This window comes from Leucobacter sp. OH1287, from assembly GCF_003859945.1.
Lineage (GTDB): Bacteria > Actinomycetota > Actinomycetes > Actinomycetales > Microbacteriaceae > Canibacter.
On record NZ_RQYM01000017.1, the window covers coordinates 1 to 18,080 of the forward strand.

The following is an 18,080-nucleotide window of genomic DNA, read 5'->3' on the forward strand; positions in this document are numbered from 1 at the left end:
TATGTGGCATGAGCTGCATACCTCTGACCCGTACCGGCTTGATTGGGACTAGGCGAGAAATGCCACACATTTTGTCCACTTACCCTAGCTGTGCTAGGCTTAGACCACCTTAAAAATAGGTGTGCGTTTACCAGGTCCCCTGCCGGGTAGCGTAGTTCCCCCCGCAAAAAATTGGAGGATCAATGAAGAAACAGTTAACAGCAACGGCAGCGTTGGTCGGTGCCTCAGCTCTGGTGCTGAGCGGCTGCGCAGGAGGCGGAGCAAACGGCGGCGGTGGCGGTGCCGGCGGCGCAATTACGGTGGGAACAACAGAGGTTGTGACCTCGCTCGATCCGGCTGGTGCCTACGATAACGGCTCCTTTGCGGTCTCAACAAACGTCTATCCCTTCCTGATGAACAACCAGGTTGGGGAGCCGGGTGTGTCCCCGGATATTGCCGAGTCTGCTGAGTTCACAAGCCCAACCGAGTACACAGTTAAGCTGAAGTCCGGTCTGAAGTTTGCGAACGGTAACGATCTGACCGCATCAGACGTCAAGCACAGCTTCGACCGCATGGTTGGTATCGACGACGCAAACGGCCCACAGAGCCTGCTCGAAAACATGGAATCTGTTGAGGCACCGGATGACACCACGGTTGTTTTCAAGCTCGCAGCCGAATACGATCAGACCTGGCCGCAGATTCTTTCCAGCCCAGCCGCTGCGATCCTTGATGAGGACGTGTTCCCGGCAGATAAACTGCTTGATGATGCCGCGGTCGTGAAAGAGCAGCCGTTTGCGGGTCAGTACAAGCTGACCAAGTTCGACAAGGGTAACCTTGCTGCCTTCACCGCAAACGACGCCTACCAGGGCATGTGGGGCAAGGCTAAAACCGAGAGCATTAACGTTAAATACTACGCAAACGAGTCAAACCTCAGCCAGGCGATTGAAACCAAGGCTGTTGATGTGGCGTTCCGTTCACTGTCAGCAACCGATATTGAGAAGTTTGAGGGCACCGACGGCCTGCAGGTGATTCACGGCCCGGGCGGCGAGATCCGCTACATCGTGTTCAACTTCGACACCATGCCATACGGCGCTAAAACCCCTGAGGCTGACCCGGCTAAAGCAACCGCTGTGCGTCAGGCAGCAGCAGACCTGATCGACCGCAACAAGATCTCAGAGCAGGTATTTAAGGGCACCTACACGCCGCTGTACGGTCACGTGCCTGACGGACTTGACGGATCAGCTGAGGCGCTGAAGGGTCTCTACGGTGACAAACAGGGCGGCCCTGACGCAGCGGCTGCTAAGGCTCGCCTGGAGGCAGCCGGTGTAGAAACCCCGGTTAAGCTTGACCTGCAGTACGTGTCTGAGCGCTACGGCGCAGCCTCCGCTGAGGAGTACGCACAGATTAAGGCGATGCTCGAAACCGACGGACTGTTCAGCGTTAACCTGCAGTCAACCGAGTGGGGCCAGTACACCAAGGACTACTCAGCCGATGTTTACCCAGCGTTCCAGCTCGGCTGGTTCCCTGACTACTCAGACGCCGACAACTACCTGACAACCTTCTTCCTGGAGGGCGGCTTCCTGTCTAACCACTACAACAATGAAGCGGTTAACAGTCTGCTGCGCGAGCAGGTGGCAACAGAGGACAAAGCAAAGCGTATTGAACTGCTGGAGCAGGTTCAGGAGCTTTTGGCTAACGACCTCTCAACCATCCCACTGCAGCAGGGAGCTCAGGTTGCTGTTGCGGTTGACGGAATCGACGGTGTCACCCTCGATCCATCATTCAAGTTCCGTTTTGGAACCCTGACCCGCAAGTAACCTAAGCAGGTGATATGAGATAACGGCGGGTTGTTCGGGAAGTCTCGGGCAGCCCGCCGCTTCTCGTCTAGTTGAAAAGGCAAATATGAGTTCCTTAGCTGCGGCAGAAACCCCCCAGCAGTCTGTGGCTGCGAAAAAGAAGTCCGGAGGTGGGCTGGGACGCTATATTATCTGGCGTGCCCTGCTGATTATTCCGACTGTTTTTATTCTCGTCACCATGGTGTTTGTGCTGATGCGCACAATCGGCGACCCCATCACCTCAGCGGTTGGCGGCAAACTGCCCGCCGACCAGTTGGCGGAGAGAATCTCGAAGGCGGGCTATGACCGCCCGCTCTACGAGCAGTATTTCGAGTATCTAGGGCAGGTTTTCACGGGTAACTTCGGTGAAACAATCACCGATAATCGGCCGGTAACAGAGGTGCTGGTGAACTTTGGTTCAGCAACCCTGGAGCTCGCCATCTACACCCTGATCGTCGCGTTTATCGTCGGTATTCCGCTCGGAATGCTCGCCGCCTACTACCGTGACAAGGGCCCGGATGCTGCGCTGCGTATATTCGCGATTTTCACCTACGCAACGCCGGTGTTCTTCTCCGGTTTACTGATGAAGCTGATCTTCGGTGTCTGGCTTGGGTGGCTACCCGTTTCGGGGCGAGCATCGGTTAACACTGAGCTTGCGATCCAGATTGCGGTGCCAAACCCAACGGGCATCTACCTGATAGATGCGATCCAGACGGGGGATCCGGCGAACGTTGCCGATGTGCTGCAGCACGCGATCCTCCCGGCGCTAACCCTCGGCATGATGACGGCCGGTGTGTTCTTGCGGCTGGTGCGCACCAACATGATCGGCACAATCGGCCGCGAGTATGTTGAATCCGGCAGGTCACGCGGTGTTTCAGAGTTCCGCCTCGTCACCAAACACGCCTACCGGCCGGCGCTGATTCCGGTTATCACGGTTATCGGCATGCAGATCGCGCTGCTGCTTGGCGGCGCGGTGCTAACCGAAACGACCTTCGAGTGGAAGGGACTCGGCTTCCAGCTCGCCTACTATCTCTCGGCGCGTGACTTTGTTGCGGTGCAGGGAATTGTGGCGATGCTCGCCGTGATCGTTGCGATCTCGAACTTTATCGTCGATATTCTCGCCGCGCTAATTGACCCCCGAGTGAGGTACTAACCATGACTGAAAGAAGATGGCATAACCTGCCGCTGCTGAAACAGTACCGGATGTCGGTTGGTTGGCAGCGCGTGATGCTCAGCATCGGTTTAACCCTGGTCGGGCTGTTTGTGATCGTCGCGGTTTTCGCGCCCTGGCTCGCACCCCACTCATACAGTGACCTCGCCAGTGAGGCGGGAGAGTTCGGATCCCTAAGCGCGCCCTCTGCGGCACACCCGCTCGGCACCACAATCGCCGGCTACGATGTGCTCTCCCGGGTGATTTGGGGAGCCCGCACAGCGCTGCTCGTGATTATTATTGCGGTGCTCGCGTCAATTATTCTCGGGTCGCTGCTCGGTCTGCTGTCCGGTTACCTCGGCGGTGTTATCGACCGGGTGCTGGTGATGATCGCCGATGCAATCTACGCCTTCCCATCACTGCTGCTCGCGATTGTGCTGTCGATTGTGATCTCGGGCGGCCAGTCGAGCATGTGGGGCGGTATTTTCGCCGCCGGACTGTCGATGACGGTTGTGTTTATTCCACAGTATTTCCGGGTTGTGCGCTCGGAGGTTGTGCGGATCAAAGCCGAAGCCTTCGTCGAATCGGCGCGGGTTATCGGGGCAAGCCACAGGCGTGTTATGTTCCGGCACATCTTCCGCAACTCAACCCGTTCACTGCCGCTCGTGTTCACGCTCAACGCCTCCGAGGCGATTCTGACGCTCGCGGGTCTCGGCTTCCTCGGCTTCGGTATTGAACCGAACTCCGCCGCCGAGTGGGGTTACGACCTCAACAAGTCGCTCTCAGATGTGTCAAACGGTATCTGGTGGACGAGCCTTTTCCCTGGCATCGCAATTGTGCTGGTTGTTCTCGGTCTCACCCTCACCGGTGAGTCCCTCAACGACCTGGCGGATCCGCGACTGCGCTCTCGTCGTCGCGCGAGCGCCGGATCCGGCACCGTGGCAGACACCTCTATGGTGACCCTGCCGGATCCTGCAGCCGTTGCCGCAGCAAGCACAGCAGAGCAAACCGTGCCAGCCTCAAACGCGACAGCAGCGAGCCTCGCAGAGGGTGCCGGGGCAAGCCCAGAAAGGGAATCAAAGTGAAACAGGTACTGTCGATTAAAGACCTCGAGGTTAGTTTTGCAACCGACCGGGGCAGTGTCAAAGCCGTTGACGGGGTTTCCTTAAATGTTGCTCCCGGCAAGGTGCTCGCGGTTGTTGGCGAGTCCGGTTCCGGTAAAACCGTGTCAGCGCGCACAGTGCTCGGGCTGCTGCCCGAAACCGCTGCAACAAACGGTGCTGTGCTGCTGCAAAACACCGTCTCCGGTGAACCACAGAACGTTATCGGGCTGAGCCGTGAACAGCTGCAGAAGCTGCGCGGGCGTGATGTTGCGATGGTGTTCCAGGAGCCGGCAACAGCGCTCAACCCGGTGTTCCCGATCTGGTGGCAGATCGCGGAGGGACTGCGTGCGCACGGCAAATACTCGCGCAAGCAGTTGCGAGAAAAAGCGGAGGAGATGCTGAAACTGGTTGGCATCCCAAACCCGAAAGAGCGTCTCGACTACTACCCACACCAGCTGTCGGGCGGTCAGAAGCAGCGCGTGATGATCGCGATGGCGCTGGCACTGCGGCCAGGCCTGATCGTCGCGGACGAGCCGACCACCGCGCTTGACGTCACCGTGCAGGCAGAGATTCTTGACCTGCTGCGCAAACTGCGAGACGAGTTTGGCACCGCGATCCTGTTAATCACCCACAACATGGGTGTTGTTGCGGATCTCGCAGACGACGTCGCGGTGATGTACCAGGGCCGAGTGGTTGAGGAGGGCAGCGCGAGCGACATCTTCTACAACCCCCAGCACGATTACACGAAGAAACTCTTGAGTGCTGTGCTGAAACTAGGTGACGGGTCGATCCGGGCACGGCACGCGGCGCAGGCGGGGGCGGCCGCACAGGCGGCGTCGGCCGCTGAGTCGACGGAGCCGCTGGTTGTTGCCCGCGGCCTGGAGATTCAGTACCCGGGCAGGCTCGGCAAGCCAGGCTTTAAGGCGGTTCGCGGAGTCGACTTTGAGATTCGCGCCGGCGAGGTTTATGGCCTGGTGGGGGAGTCCGGTTCCGGTAAGTCCACAATCGGTCGTGCAATCGCAGGTTTAACGGACGCAACCGGCGGCTCACTGAAGGTGTTCGGGCACGAGATGGTCGGGTTTAAGGAGCGGCAGTTTAAACCACTGCGCAAAGACATCGGCTTTGTGTTCCAGGATCCAGCAGCGAGCTTCAACCCGCTTTTGACGATCGCCGAGAACGTTGCTGAGCCGCTGATTGTGCACGGTCTTGCGCGTGACGCTGCCGCCGCAAAAACGCGGGTTGCCGAACTGTTAGAGGCGGTGCAGTTGCCGCGCAGCTACGGTGACCGCTTCCCGCACGAGCTCTCGGGTGGTCAGCGGCAGCGAGCCTCGCTCGCGCGCGGGCTCGCGCTCGACCCGAAACTGCTGATCGCTGACGAACCAACCAGCGCGCTAGACGTTAGTGTGCAGGCGCGCGTGCTTGAACTGTTTGTTGAACTGCAGGCAGAGCTCGGTTTTGCGTCACTGTTTATCACACACGATCTCGCGGTTGTTGACGCGCTTGCCGACTATGTTGGTGTGCTGTTTGCGGGCGAACTGGTTGAGGCGGGTCCCGCCAACCAGGTGCTGCAGCACCCACAGCAGGAGTACACGCAGCGGCTGCTCGCCTCGCTGCCGGTTGCCGATCCGACCCAGCAGACCGAGCGACGCGAACTGGCGAGAAAACTGCGGGAGGCAGCGGGCATTAGCTAGCCACCGCGGTCGTGGTGGGCAGACCCTCTCGCCAGAGTCCAAATACAGTTGCAGGCTCGATCCGGTTAGGGGTCGAGCCTGCAGCGTTTTATCGGGTGAGAGAAGCCGACTTAACCCGTCGAACAAGTCTGGTTAAGCCTGGCGAGACGCCTTAGCTGTCGATGCCAGTGTGCGTGTCGATGTAGTTGCGCAGCACCGCACTGTCAGCGGGAATCTCGGTTGTCCGCTGTGGCAGCAGCAGCATCTCCTGCATTGCCTCGGTCAGCTCTGCGGGTTTGCCGAGTGCCTCGGTGACTGTGTCCGCAAACTTCTGCGGCTTAGCGGTCTCCAGCACCAACATAATCTCGCCGGGGGTGCGCTGCTCCTCAGCAACCTTCACACCGTCGGCCGTGTGCGGATCAATAATCACACCGTACTCGGCAAAACAGCGGCTAATCTGCTGAACCCGGTCAGCGTGTGTTGAGGATCCGCTGCTGATACCGAACTCGCTCTTGAAACGCTCCAGGTGCTCTGACAGGTCAACGCTGCCGGTCTGATCGAGAGCTGTGAACAGCTCACGCAGCGCTGTCGGATCCGCCAACAGATCATAGATGAAACGCTCCAGGTTGGAGGCCTTAGAAATATCCATTGACGGGCTTGAGGTGATGAAGGTTTCGGCGCCGGAGCGTGGCTTGTAAACGCCGGTGCGGAAGAACTCGTCAAGTACGTTGTTTTCGTTGGTTGCAACAATCAGACGGTTAATCGGCACACCAAGTCGCTTGGCGATAAAACCGGAGTAGAGGTTTCCGAAGTTGCCGCTCGGAACGGTGACAGAGATTTGGTTGCCGGCGCGATCCGCCTCTGGCAGACCGTCGGTTGCTCGCAGCCACGCCCAGAAATAGTAGACAGACTGTGCGGCAAGCCGGCCAAAGTTGATCGAGTTGACAACGCCGAGGCTGCGTGACGCCTTGTATGCGAGGTCGCCGTTTAGCTGCTTCATCAGGGTCTGACAGTCGTCAAAAACGCCGTCAACGACCAGGTTGTGAATGTTCTCGTCGGTTAGCGAGTACATCTGGGCACGCTGGAAGTCGCTCATCCGCCCCTTCGGTGAGAGCATAAACACGTTAACGCCGGGCTTAGACCGGAAGGCATACTCCGCGGCGGATCCGGTATCACCGGAGGTTGCGCCGATCAGGTTGAGCTTGCGAGCCCGCTGCCGAAGCACATAGGGGATAGCCTCGCCGAGGAACTGCATCGCCATGTCTTTGAAAGCGAGGGTTGGACCCTCTGACAGGCCGAGCAGCGCAAAATCAGGGGTTAACGGGGTGTATCTGACCGCGTTTTGAACCTCGAACTGGTCACCGTAGGCGGCGGTTGTCAGGCGCAGCAGCTCCTCGGGTGCGATATCGTCCCAGTAGACGCCGATAACCTTCGCGGCGAGCTCCGGGTAGCTGAGTTCACGCATCGCCTCAAGCTCCGCGGCGGTAAACCGCGGCAGTGTTTCGGGAACGGTGAGGCCGCCGTCAGGAGCCAGACCCTCAATTAAAACATCACTAAAACTTGCTGGCTCCATGCCGCCACGGGTTGATACAAAACGCATAACGACATTTTCCCATATTTTCCTAGAAAGAAACCGGTAGGCTAGATAGGGTATTTTTTGCAGCTAGGAAAGGACAACAAATGATTAGAAGGCTTGGCACTCTGGTGTTCGGAATTTTCCTTGGGTTTGTTGCAGCGCACTTTGTTAACCAGAGCCACGCGGGTCGCCGCTTCTTCGACCGTATCAACCAGGCAACACAGGAGCTGGTTGACGCGGTGGTAAACGGTTATAAAGACGCAGAATAAACGAGGCATAATTAAAGGATGAAAACAGCAGAAATTCGGCAGCGCTACCTAGATTTCTTCGCGGAGCGCGGGCACACGGTTGTGCCCTCAACATCTCTTGTGAGCGACAACCCAACCCTGATGTTCACAGTCGCCGGGATGGTGCCGTTCGTGCCATACCTGTCAGGGCTTGTGCCCGCGCCATACCCGTCAGCGACGAGTGTGCAGAAGTGTATCCGCACCAACGACATTGAAGAGGTCGGCCGCACACCACGGCACGGCACCTTCTTCCAGATGTGCGGCAACTTCTCGTTCGGTGACTATTTTAAAGAGGGAGCAATCCGCTACGCCTGGGAGTTTCTGACAACCCCGGAGGATCAGGGCGGCCTCGGTTTCAGCCCCGACGACCTGTGGGTTACCGTCTACAAAGAGGACGATGAGGCGGCGAGCCTGTGGCGGGAGATCTCGGGACTGCCGGAGGAGCGGATCCAGCGCCTCGATAAAGACACAAACTACTGGTCAACCGGTCAGCCAGGACCGGCGGGGCCGTGCTCTGAAATCTTCTTCGACCGTGGCCCCGACTATGGCGTCGATGGCGGCCCGGCAACCGATGACGACCGCTACGTTGAAATCTGGAACCTCGTGTTCATGCAGTACGAGATTACGGACGTTAAATCGAAAACCGACTTCACTGTCGTCGGTGAGCTGCCGAAGAAGAACATCGACACCGGTATGGGGCTTGAGCGGATCGCGTTCATCAAGCAGGGTGTCGAGAACATGTACGAGATCGACCAGGTGCGCCCCGTGCTCGATAAAGCGGCGGAGATTGCGGGCATCAAATACGGTCAGTCTGAGCAGGATGATGTGCGTCTGCGGGTTATCGCCGACCATGTGCGCTCCGGTCTGATGCTGATCTGTGACGGTGTAACACCGTCAAACAACGGCCGCGGCTATATTCTTAGGCGTTTGTTGCGGCGCGTGGTTTTGGCGATGCGCCTAATGGGTGTTGAAAAGCCGGTTTTCCCGGAGCTGTTTGCGGTGTCCCGTGACGCCATGTCGGCGGCTTACCCGGAGGTGGCAGAAAAGTTTGACTTTATTGTCAGGACCGCAAACGCTGAGGAACAGACCTTCCTGCGCACACTCAGCGGCGGTATGCAGATCCTTGACAGGGCTATATCGGAGGCAAAAACTGAGAAGCAGCCGGTTGCCGGAGATGCGGCGTTTCTGCTGCATGATACCCACGGTTTCCCGATCGAGCTGACGCTTGAGCTGGCGGACGAGGCGGGGATCACGGTTGATGAGGCAAAGTTTGCGGAGCTTTTGCAGGAGCAGCGTGAGCGCGCGAAAGCTGACGCAAAATCGAAGAAGGGTCAGAAGGCGGATCTGTCCGTCTACCAGGATCTGCGCAAGCTCGGTGAAACCAGCTTCCTCGGCTATGACGAGTTTATTACCGAGGGGCGTGTGCTCGGCATTATCGCCGACGGTAAACCAGCGAAAAGCCTCAGCGAGGGTGAAACCGGTGAGCTGATCCTCTCCGAGACAACGCTGTGGGCTGAGGGCGGCGGTCAGGACAGCGACCAGGGTGAGATCCGCGGTGACGGATTCAGCGCCGAGGTGCTTGACGTACAAAAGCCCGTTCAGGGTCTGATCTCACACACCGTGCGGGTTAACGTCGGTGAGGTTGCGGTCGATGACACCGTGCAAACCCACGTGGATGCGGCATACCGTTACGGCGCGCAGCAGGCCCACTCGGCGACCCACGTTGTGCACGCGGCGCTGCGGCAGATCCTTGGCGAGCAGGCGCAGCAGGCCGGATCATACAACCGCGCCGGATACCTGCGTTTCGACTTCGCCTGGCCAGAGTCGCTGAGCCGGGAAACCCGCAGTGAGATTGAGGACGTGTCAAACCTCGCGATTCACGCAAACCACGAGGTTATCACCCGTGAGATGCCGCTTGACGAGGCTAAGGCGCTCGGTGCGATGATGCTGTTCACCGAAAAATACGGTGACACAGTGCGGATGGTGGAGATCGGCGGCCCGTGGTCGCGTGAGCTCTGCGCCGGCACCCACGTCGCCAAGAGCTCGGAGATCGGGCTCATCAACCTGGTTTCGGAGTCGTCGATTGGATCCGCTAACAGGCGCCTTGAAAGCCTCGTCGGTTTTGACGCCTTTAAGAGCTTCGCCGCTGAGCGTGTGCTGGTGAGCGAGCTGACCAGCGGCCTGAACGTGAAAAAATCTGACCTGTCGCAGCGCGTGCAGGAGCTTTCGCAGCAGCTGAAAGAGGCAGAGAAGCAGCTCAGCAGGCTTAACGCCCAGAAACTGCAGCAGCAGATCCCGCAGCTGCTCGCGGGTGCCGCGAAGGCAGGCAGTGTTACCGCCGCGGTTGCGAGCATCGGCGAGGTTAGCGGGGCGGACGATATCCGCCAGCTGACTCAGCAGCTGCTGAAACAGCTGCCCGCTGACGGCGTTGCCGTGCTGTTCGGTGTTGTTAACGGCAAACCGCTTGTGGTTGCGGCAACCTCTGAGGAGGCTCGCAAGGCGGGAGTGCAGGCGGGCGCGCTGGTGCGTGAGGCCGCGAAAACCCTCGGCGGCGGTGGCGGCGGTAAGCCGGATATTGCCCAGGGCGGTGGCCAGGATCCAGCTGCGATCGACCGCGCGATTGCGGCTGTTTGGGAGCAGCTGCGGTGATCGGTGTTAGCCTCGGCGTTGACGTTGGCAACGTCAGAATCGGCGTTGCCCGCTGTGACGCGCTGCGAACCCTCGCGACTCCGCTTGAGACAGTTGCGCGGGACACCGAGGGTAACAGCGATATTGCCAGGCTTTTAGAGCTGATCGCCGAGTATCAGGCGATTGATGTTGTGGTTGGGTTGCCGCTTAATCTGCGCGGCGAAAAAACCCCGTCAACGGCCGCGGCGGAGGGTTTCGCGGCCGAGCTTGCCGGGGCGCTGGCGCGTGAGAGCAGAGACGTGACAGTGCGGCTGGTCGATGAGCGTCTGTCCACTGTGACAGCGCAACAGCAGCTGCATGCCACCGGTAAAAACAGCAAGAAGTCGCGCGGCGTAATTGATCAGGCTGCGGCTGTTGTGATCCTGCAGCACGCGCTTGACAGCGACAGCGTCCGCGGTGAACTAACGGGACAGATGATTCTACCGGAGAGTTTAGATGAACACTAATAGCCAGTTTGACCCCGCAAAGGATAGGCACCCGCTGCCAGGTCACGAGCCCGTCGCTGTGGAACGTGGCACGGGCAAAAAGCGGTCAGCCAGGCGGGCAGCTAAACACAGCGCCGCGCAGGGTGCAGGGGTGGATCCGCGAGTCCAAGAATCAGGGCAGCGGAAGCAGCAGCGCAAACGGCGCACACGGGCGATTATTATTGCCGTGCTCGCGGTTTTGCTCGCGCTCGGCGGCGCTGGCGCGGTGCTGTTTAGTTCATACGGCAGCATTATCGCGGAGCGGCTAGGCTTTGGTGAACCCAAGAACTATGCCCCGGGCGAGCAAACCGGTGAGGCGACCGTGACCGTCAGGTCGGGGGACACCGGCACCGTGATCGCGGCGGCGCTGGAGGCCGCCAACATTGTGAAAACCGCTGACGGTTTCGTAGAGTATCTGCTGCAGGAGCAGCCCGATGCAACCTTCAACATCGGTACCTATAAGATGCAGCAGAAAATGACCCCTGAGGCGGCGTTTGAGGCGATCCAAAACCCCGAAAACAAGGTTGATTTGCGCGTCACAATCCCGGAGGGATTTGTTGTGAAAACAGCGCTGGATCGGCTCGCAACGGCGACGAGTATTCCGCTCAGTGAGTTTGAAGAAGCCGCAAAAGACTATGTTGCTCTCGGCGTTCCCGCTGACTTCCCGAGTATTGAGGGCTTCCTCTTCCCGGCAACCTACGAGTTCCAGCCCGACGATGACGCGCGCACAATTCTGAAAACGCTTGTGGATCGCATGTGGCAAGCTCTCTCGGAGCACGGCGTCCCAGCTGAGGACGCGCTCGAGGTGCTGACCAAGGCTTCGCTTGTGCAGCGTGAGGCGGGCCCGAACCTGGATGATTTCCCGAAGATCGCGAGGGTTTTCCAAAACCGTCTCGACCAGGGAATGAACCTGCAGTCAGACGCCTCGGTTGCCTACGGAACCGGTAACCTGCACACGGTTTGGACAACCGATAAAGAACGCGCAGACGCGGGCAATAAGTACAACACCTATGCAAACCCGGGGCTGCCTATCGGCCCGATCGGACTGCCGAGCGACGCCGCAATCGCTGCCGCGCTAAACCCAACCCCAGGCCCGTGGCTCTACTTTATGCCGATCAACCTGGAGACGGGAGAGACCCGATTCTCGAACACAATCGTGGAGCACGAGGAGAACGTGAAACTGCTCGGCCAGTGGTGCACCGCGCACCGGGCGGAGGGCGGTAAACTCTGTGACTAAAAAGTTTGCTGTTTTGGGCTCACCGATTAGTCACTCAAAGTCTCCGCAGATCCACCTCGCTGCCTACCGTTTTTTAGGGCTTGACTGGGAGTATCACCGGATCGAGCTGGAGGCGGGGCAGCTGGGGCGCGTAACCGGCAAAGATTACGCGGGCTTTTCGGTGACAATGCCGCTGAAACATGACGCCTTCGAGCTGGCGACGAAGCGCGACGAACTATCGCAGGGCACCCGGGTTGCCAACACGCTGCTGCGACTGGACAGCGGCGAGTTTGCGTGCTGGAACACCGACGTTAAAGGCCTTGCGAACGCGCTCGTTAGCGCTGTGAAAAACCCCGCGCGGGTGTGTGTTCTGGGTGCCGGGGCAACAGCCACGTCGGCGGTTTTGGCGGCGGAGCTGATCGGTGCAAAAGCGGTGACGGTTGTTGCCAGGCGGATCGAACAGGCGAGCACACTCGCGGAAAAGCTCGTAACCCCGCAGCTGCAAATTGTGCCGCAAACCCCAGAAGAGCTAAAGCAGGCGAGTGATTTCGACCTGGTGATCAGCACCCTGCCCGCGGGGTTGGATCCGTCAGCCCTCGAGCAGTTTCTCACCCCCGCTGTGATCACTGCGCCGCTGTTTGATGTCGCCTACAAGCCGTGGCCGTCGCCGCTTGCTGAGCGGTGGATCGCGGCGGGTAGCAGCGTCCACAGCGGGATTGAGATGCTGCTGCACCAGGCGATTTTGCAGATCCGGGTGTTTCACAGCGGCGATATTTTCAAAGAACTGCCGGACGAAGCGGCGCTTTTAGCTGTAATGCGTGCCGCGAGCTAATAAGATAGAAGACATGCTGCGTTGGCTTACATCTGGAGAATCACACGGTCCTGAACTGGTTGCTATCTTGGAGGGCTTGCCCGCTGGCGTCCCCCTGACACTGCAACCACTGCGTGACGATTTGGCGCGCCGTAAACTCGGTTACGGGCGCGGGTCACGAATGAAGTTCGAGCAGGACGAACTGCATTTTTCTGGCGGTGTTGTGCAGGGGCAGACAATCGGCAGCCCCATCGCAATCCGCATCGGCAACACCGAGTGGCCGAAATGGCAGGAGGTGATGAGCGCTGAACCGCAGGAGCTGTCTGAGCGTTCCCGCGGTCGCGGTGCGCCGCTCACCAGGCCACGGCCGGGTCACGCAGACCTCGCCGGTATGCAAAAATACGGTTTTGATCAGGCGCGGCCGGTGCTTGAGCGGGCGAGTGCCCGTGAAACAGCCGCGCGTGTTGCGCTGGGCGCGGTTGCGAAGGCGTTCCTCGCCGAGCTTGACATTTACCTTGTCAGCCACACCGTCGCAATCGGGCCGGTTAGTGTCCCCGCGGGGGCGACGCTGCCGGGGCCAGAGTCTGTTGCGGACCTGGACGCGGATCCGGTCAGGTGCTTTGACGCTGAAACCAGCGCCGCAATGGTCGCCGAGATCGACGACACTAAAAAGAGCGGTGACACCGTTGGCGGCGTTGTTGAGGTGCTCGTCTACGGGATGCCTCCAGGCGTTGGCAGCTACGTCCACTGGGATCGCAGGCTCGACTCCAGGCTCGCTGGCGCACTGATGGGTATCCAGGCGATTAAGGGCGTTGAGGTCGGTGACGGGTTTGCAACGACCGAGCGGCGCGGATCCGTCGCCCACGACCCGCTAGAGATACTTGACGGCAAGATCTTCCGCGAAACCGGTCGCGCGGGCGGCATTGAGGGCGGTATGACAACCGGTCAGGTTGTGCGCGTGCGCGCCGGTATGAAACCGATCGCGACAGTGCCGCGGGCGCTGCCAACCGTTGACGTTGCAACCGGTGAGCAGGCGAAAGCGCACCACCAGCGCAGTGACGTCTGCGCGGTGCCGGCGGCGGGTGTTGTCGCGGAGGCGATGGTTGCGCTGGTTATTGCGGATGCCGTGGTTGAGAAGTTCGGTGGTGACAGCGTCGCCGAGGTGAACCGGAACATTGAAGGTTACCTCGCAGCGATCCCGGTGACGCTCAGCACCGAGATCGAGCGTTAAGGTGGGCAGACGTGTCACCCGGCCAGCCGGGCCACCGCCGACACGGCCGATCCCGATGCCGCCGAAACAGGCACCCACAGCCGGATTGCCACAACGGGCGGTGGTTTTTGTGGGCCCGATGGCGGCTGGCAAAACCAGCGTTGGCAAGCGGGTTGCAAAAGAGCTTGGGATCCCGTTTATTGACACCGATGCTCGGATTGTGCAGCGGCACGGTGCTATCACCGAGATCTTCGACAAGCGCGGCGAGGCAGAGTTTCGCCGAATCGAGGCGGAGGTTATTGCCCGCGAGGTGAACGAGCCGGGGGCGCGGATCGTGTCACTCGGCGGCGGTGCGTTGCTCACCGAGAGCACCAGGGAGCTGCTGAAAAACCACCCGGTGATCCTGCTGATGACAACCGAGGAGGCTGTGATGCGCACGGTCAACCTTGCGAAGCGGCCGCTGCTGCGGGACGATCCAGGCGCGTGGAGCCGGATCCTGGAGGAGCGCAGACACCTCTACGAGGGCGCCGCGGATGTTACCTTTAGAACCGATAGAACCACAAAAGAGTCGCTGACCAGGCTGGTTGTTGCCTGGCTGTACGAGTACGGCAGCGACCCGTCCGCAGTCAGGTTCGCTGAGGAGCAGCCTGCAAAACCACAGCGGCGTAGGCGCAGACGCGGCGGTCGACGAAGAAGAAACAGGGGGAGTAAGCAGTGAGCCACACAACCATCAGCGTAACCGGTGAAGCAGCATCACAGATTCTTGTCGGGAACGGGCTGTTTGAACTGATCCCTGAGCGGCTCGGGGGCGGCGTTAAAAAGGTTTTGATTGTTCACACCGGAACCCTCGGAAAGGTTGCGGAGGAGCTGCGGCAGCTGCTTAGTGATGCCGGGATTCAGGCGTTGCTCGCGGAGGTGCCCGATGCGGAGTCTGCGAAGCGTGTTGAGGTTGCCGCTTTCTGCTGGCAGATTCTCGGCCAGGCTGATTTCACCCGCAGTGACGCGATTATTGGGCTCGGCGGCGGCGCTGTTACTGACCTTGCCGGGTTTGTTGCCGCAACCTGGCTGCGGGGAGTGCAGCTGTTGCAGATTCCGACGAGCGTGCTCGCGATGGTTGATGCAGCGGTCGGCGGGAAGACCGGCATTAACACAGCTGAGGGCAAGAACCTGGTTGGATCCTTCTACGCCCCAAAAACCGTGATCGCAGACCTTAACACGCTGCAAACCCTGCCGCGCAACGAGATCCTCACCGGGTTTGCAGAGGTCGTAAAGTGCGGGTTTATTGCCGAGCCGGAGATTCTGCGGCTGCTTAAGGACGATACTGAGCGGGCGACGGATCCGCAAACCCCCGAGTTTCGGAGGGCTGTTGAGCTGGCAATCGGCGTTAAAGCGCAGGTTGTTAGCAGCGATTTTAAAGAGTCGGGGCTTCGCGAGATCCTAAACTACGGCCACACGCTCGGGCACGCGATTGAGCACGCCGAACGCTACCAGTGGCGGCACGGTGTTGCGATCGCGATCGGCATGGTTTACGCGGCTGAGCTTGGCAGGCTCGCAGGCAACCTCTCTGATTCCGTTGTGGATCTCCACCGCGAGGTGCTGGGGCTGTTGCAGCTCCCGGTTAGTTACCCCCGCGACCGCTGGCAGGGGCTGCTCGCAACCATGCAGCGCGATAAAAAGGCGCGGGCCGGGATGCTGCGCTTTATTGTGCTCGACGATATCGCGAAACCGCGGGTGCTCGCCGGGGTTGACGACTCGCTACTGCGTTTTGCCTACGAGGAGATCGCGAACTAGCGCCACGCTAGTCGTGCCAGACGCTCGGCGCCGCAGAGCGGGTGCTCGGCAGCCGCAGCGTGCTCGCGAAGTGCTGCAGATCATCCGGCAGCGGGAAGTCAGCCGGATCAATACCGATCGCCTCGGCAACCTCCGACATTGGCAGGGTGCCGCCGCCGCGCTTTAGGAACCTGCCTGCGACATAGGCGCGGGCGTAAATCTCACCGTTTCGCACGAAGCGCTGCTCAATATAGCAGGCCCTCTCGTCAACGCCGAGCAGCTTCGTCTCAACCGTGAACTTTTGAAACAGCTGCAGTGACTTCCTGTAGGTTATCGCCTGCGACCCAACAACCGTGTACCAGCCACGCTGCCGCATCGTCTGCAGCAGCCCAGCCCGCGCGATCCACTCAAAGCGGGCAATGTCGAGCAGCGACAGGTACTTGCCGTTGTTCATGTGCATGAGCACGTCAAGATCAGTTGGCATAACCCGGAACGTGGTCTTAGAAACACCGTGGAGCGCGGTTTTACCCTTCGCTTTCGCTTTAACGTTCAGGTGGAGGAGAGTTCGTGGAAGCATGTGCATAACTTTGAGCATACTTCAATGACGCTTTTTCTTCACGGATTAGCGCGCTCTGTTGGGCAAGAAACCGGTCGAAGCGGTAGACTATTGCAGTATTTAAGTAACGAAAGTGTTTAAGGATTTAAAGAGTGGCAACATCAAACGACATTAAAAACGGCACAGTAATCTTGGAGAACGGTCAGCTCTGGAGCGTTGTTGAGTTCCAGCACGTTAAGCCTGGCAAGGGCGGCGCTTTTGTGCGCACCAAGCAGAAGAACGTTGTGACCGGCAAGATCGTCGACAAGACCTACAACGCTGGCGCAAAGATTGAGACAGCGAGTGTTGACCGCAGCGACTACCAGTACCTCTATCAGGACGGCGCTGATTTCGTTTTCATGAACCTCTCTGACTACGACCAGATCACCGTCAGCGGCACAATCGTTGGTGACGCCAGCAAGTACATGCTCGAAAACCAGCAGGTGACAATCGCGATGCACGACGGTTCTCCGCTCTACATTGAGCTGCCAGCCTCTGTTGTGCTCGAGGTTACCTACACCGAGCCTGGCCTGCAGGGTGACCGCTCAAACGCCGGTTCTAAGCCAGCAACCGTGGAGACCGGTGCGGAGATTCAGGTGCCACTGTTCCTGGAGACCGGCACAAAGGTGAAGGTTGACACACGCACCGGTGAGTATCTCGGACGCGTTAACGATTAATGAGCGCGCGGACTAAAGCTCGGAAGCGAGCCATCGATATTCTGTTTCAGGCGGATGTGCGCGGCACCGCAATCACTGAGGTGCTCGCCGTCGAGGCAGAGCGTGCACTGCTTGAACCAGACCGTCGCGCCTCCTGGGAGTACGCTTCCGAGATCGTTGAGGGTGTTAACGAGCAGCTGAGCGTGATCGACGAGAAGATCGCCGGCACCGCTGAGGGGTGGACGCTTGATAGGATGCCGAACTATGATCGGGCGGCGCTGCGCGTTGCCACCTGGGAGATCCTGTTCAACAGTGAGGTGCCGTCAGCGGTTGCGATTAATGAGGTTTTGAACCTGGTTAACGACTACTCAACCGCTGACTCTGGTCGCTTCGTTAACGGTGTTTTGGGGCGGATCGCGGAGCTCAACGAGCTCTAAACACCGCGCCTTCGCGTGGTAGAATTATTAACAGCACTTCTTTAAGATCGTCCAGTGAGGCGAAGAAGGGGGCAGTTTTGCGTAGGGTGCTTGAAGGTGCCGAAATGGCACGCGCGCTAACTCGAATAGCGCACGAGATTATCGAGTCAAACAAGGGCTCAAAGGATCTAATCATTGTTGGGATCCCAACCCGTGGCGCTGTGCTCGCTGAGCGAATTGCCTCCTCAATCAACCGGATTGAGCAGACAACCGTTCCTGTCGGTGTGCTCGATGTCACAATGTACCGCGACGATCTCGGTTCGCAGCCGACGCTCGCCCCGAAACCAACCGCGATGCCCGATGTTTCACTCGACGGTAAAACGGTTGTGCTCGTTGACGATGTGCTGTTTTCTGGCCGCACTGTCCGTGCCGCGCTTGATGCGCTGGGGGATCACGGCAGACCCGCGGCGGTGAGGCTTGCGGCGCTGGTTGATCGCGGCCACCGGGAGTTACCGATCCGCGCAGATTTTATTGGAAAGAACCTGCCGAGTGCGAAGCACGAGCGGATCCAGGTGCGCCTCGCCGAAACCGACGGGGTTGACGAGGTGACAATCGACGGTGACTCGCAGGGCGCTGACGGGCGAGGGGCTTAAC

At 59.4% G+C, this 18,080-nt stretch carries 17 protein-coding genes; 15 read left to right on the forward strand and 2 right to left on the reverse strand.

Translation table 11 applies throughout. From position 1 onward, the window contains the following. The first annotated feature begins 182 nt into the window (after positions 1-182). The 4 genes from EII30_RS08070 (at position 183) to EII30_RS08085 (ending at position 5,758) form a co-directional block, all read left to right on the forward strand. The gene (locus EII30_RS08070; protein WP_124886830.1) at positions 183-1,796 is read left to right on the forward strand and encodes an ABC transporter substrate-binding protein; all 1,614 of its coding nucleotides are present in this window, start codon (positions 183-185) and stop codon (positions 1,794-1,796) included. Between the two features lie 85 nt (positions 1,797-1,881). Further along, positions 1,882-2,967 carry an ABC transporter permease gene (locus tag EII30_RS08075; RefSeq protein WP_124886831.1) on the forward strand — a complete coding sequence of 362 codons (1,086 nt, stop codon included), beginning with the start codon at positions 1,882-1,884 and terminating at the stop codon, positions 2,965-2,967. Between the two features lie 2 nt (positions 2,968-2,969). After that, positions 2,970-4,049: an ABC transporter permease gene (locus EII30_RS08080; protein WP_199731599.1), complete on the forward strand. Its 1,080-nt coding sequence runs from the start codon at positions 2,970-2,972 to the stop codon at positions 4,047-4,049. Continuing rightward, on the forward strand, positions 4,046-5,758 hold the full coding sequence (locus tag EII30_RS08085) for an ABC transporter ATP-binding protein (protein WP_124886832.1): 1,713 nt from the start codon (positions 4,046-4,048) through the stop codon (positions 5,756-5,758). The genes EII30_RS08080 and EII30_RS08085 overlap by 4 nt, the downstream gene beginning before the upstream one ends. 151 nt (positions 5,759-5,909) lie before the next feature. On the opposite strand, the gene thrC is transcribed toward EII30_RS08085, so the two are convergent. Continuing rightward, complete coding sequence (thrC, locus tag EII30_RS08090; protein ID WP_124886833.1) at positions 5,910-7,337, reverse strand: threonine synthase; 1,428 nt, start codon at positions 7,335-7,337, stop codon at positions 5,910-5,912. Positions 7,338-7,417: 80 nt separating this feature from the next. Between thrC and EII30_RS08910 the strand changes: the two genes are divergently transcribed. The 8 genes from EII30_RS08910 (at position 7,418) to aroB (ending at position 15,780) form a co-directional block, all read left to right on the forward strand. Continuing rightward, the gene (locus EII30_RS08910) at positions 7,418-7,582 is read left to right on the forward strand and encodes a hypothetical protein (protein WP_158608692.1); all 165 of its coding nucleotides are present in this window, start codon (positions 7,418-7,420) and stop codon (positions 7,580-7,582) included. Between the two features lie 18 nt (positions 7,583-7,600). Further along, entirely contained in the window at positions 7,601-10,249 is a 2,649-nt protein-coding gene (gene alaS, locus EII30_RS08095; RefSeq protein ID WP_124886834.1) for an alanine--tRNA ligase, read from the forward strand. Next, positions 10,246-10,734 (forward strand): Holliday junction resolvase RuvX, encoded by a 489-nt coding sequence (gene ruvX / locus EII30_RS08100; RefSeq protein WP_124886835.1) that lies wholly within the window; start codon positions 10,246-10,248, stop codon positions 10,732-10,734. The genes alaS and ruvX overlap by 4 nt, the downstream gene beginning before the upstream one ends. Then, complete coding sequence (gene mltG / locus EII30_RS08105) at positions 10,724-11,989, forward strand: endolytic transglycosylase MltG (protein WP_124886836.1); 1,266 nt, start codon at positions 10,724-10,726, stop codon at positions 11,987-11,989. Before ruvX ends, mltG begins: the two co-directional genes overlap by 11 nt. Then, positions 11,982-12,800 carry a shikimate dehydrogenase gene (locus tag EII30_RS08110; protein ID WP_124886837.1) on the forward strand — a complete coding sequence of 273 codons (819 nt, stop codon included), beginning with the start codon at positions 11,982-11,984 and terminating at the stop codon, positions 12,798-12,800. Before mltG ends, EII30_RS08110 begins: the two co-directional genes overlap by 8 nt. Positions 12,801-12,813: 13 nt before the next feature. Next, a complete protein-coding gene (aroC, locus tag EII30_RS08115) occupies positions 12,814-14,010 on the forward strand; it encodes a chorismate synthase (RefSeq protein WP_124886838.1) in 1,197 nt (398 codons plus the stop codon). A gap of 118 nt (positions 14,011-14,128) precedes the next feature. Beyond that, a complete protein-coding gene (locus EII30_RS08120; protein WP_233569460.1) occupies positions 14,129-14,707 on the forward strand; it encodes a shikimate kinase in 579 nt (192 codons plus the stop codon). Continuing rightward, on the forward strand, positions 14,704-15,780 hold the full coding sequence (aroB, locus tag EII30_RS08125; protein ID WP_124886839.1) for a 3-dehydroquinate synthase: 1,077 nt from the start codon (positions 14,704-14,706) through the stop codon (positions 15,778-15,780). The genes EII30_RS08120 and aroB overlap by 4 nt, the downstream gene beginning before the upstream one ends. Before the next feature lie 7 nt (positions 15,781-15,787). Here aroB and EII30_RS08130 read toward each other — a convergent pair whose 3' ends face one another. Next, positions 15,788-16,336 (reverse strand): acyl-CoA thioesterase, encoded by a 549-nt coding sequence (locus EII30_RS08130; protein WP_158608693.1) that lies wholly within the window; start codon positions 16,334-16,336, stop codon positions 15,788-15,790. 131 nt (positions 16,337-16,467) lie between these two features. On the opposite strand from EII30_RS08130, the gene efp reads away from it, so the two are divergent. From efp to pyrR, 3 genes are read left to right on the forward strand one after another with little or no spacing between them, the layout of a single operon-like run. Further along, the gene (gene efp, locus EII30_RS08135; RefSeq protein ID WP_124886841.1) at positions 16,468-17,031 is read left to right on the forward strand and encodes an elongation factor P; all 564 of its coding nucleotides are present in this window, start codon (positions 16,468-16,470) and stop codon (positions 17,029-17,031) included. Next, on the forward strand, positions 17,031-17,447 hold the full coding sequence (gene nusB, locus EII30_RS08140; RefSeq protein WP_124886842.1) for a transcription antitermination factor NusB: 417 nt from the start codon (positions 17,031-17,033) through the stop codon (positions 17,445-17,447). Before efp ends, nusB begins: the two co-directional genes overlap by 1 nt. 26 nt (positions 17,448-17,473) lie before the next feature. Continuing rightward, a complete protein-coding gene (gene pyrR / locus EII30_RS08145) occupies positions 17,474-18,079 on the forward strand; it encodes a bifunctional pyr operon transcriptional regulator/uracil phosphoribosyltransferase PyrR (protein WP_124886843.1) in 606 nt (201 codons plus the stop codon). Position 18,080: the final 1 nt, after the last annotated feature.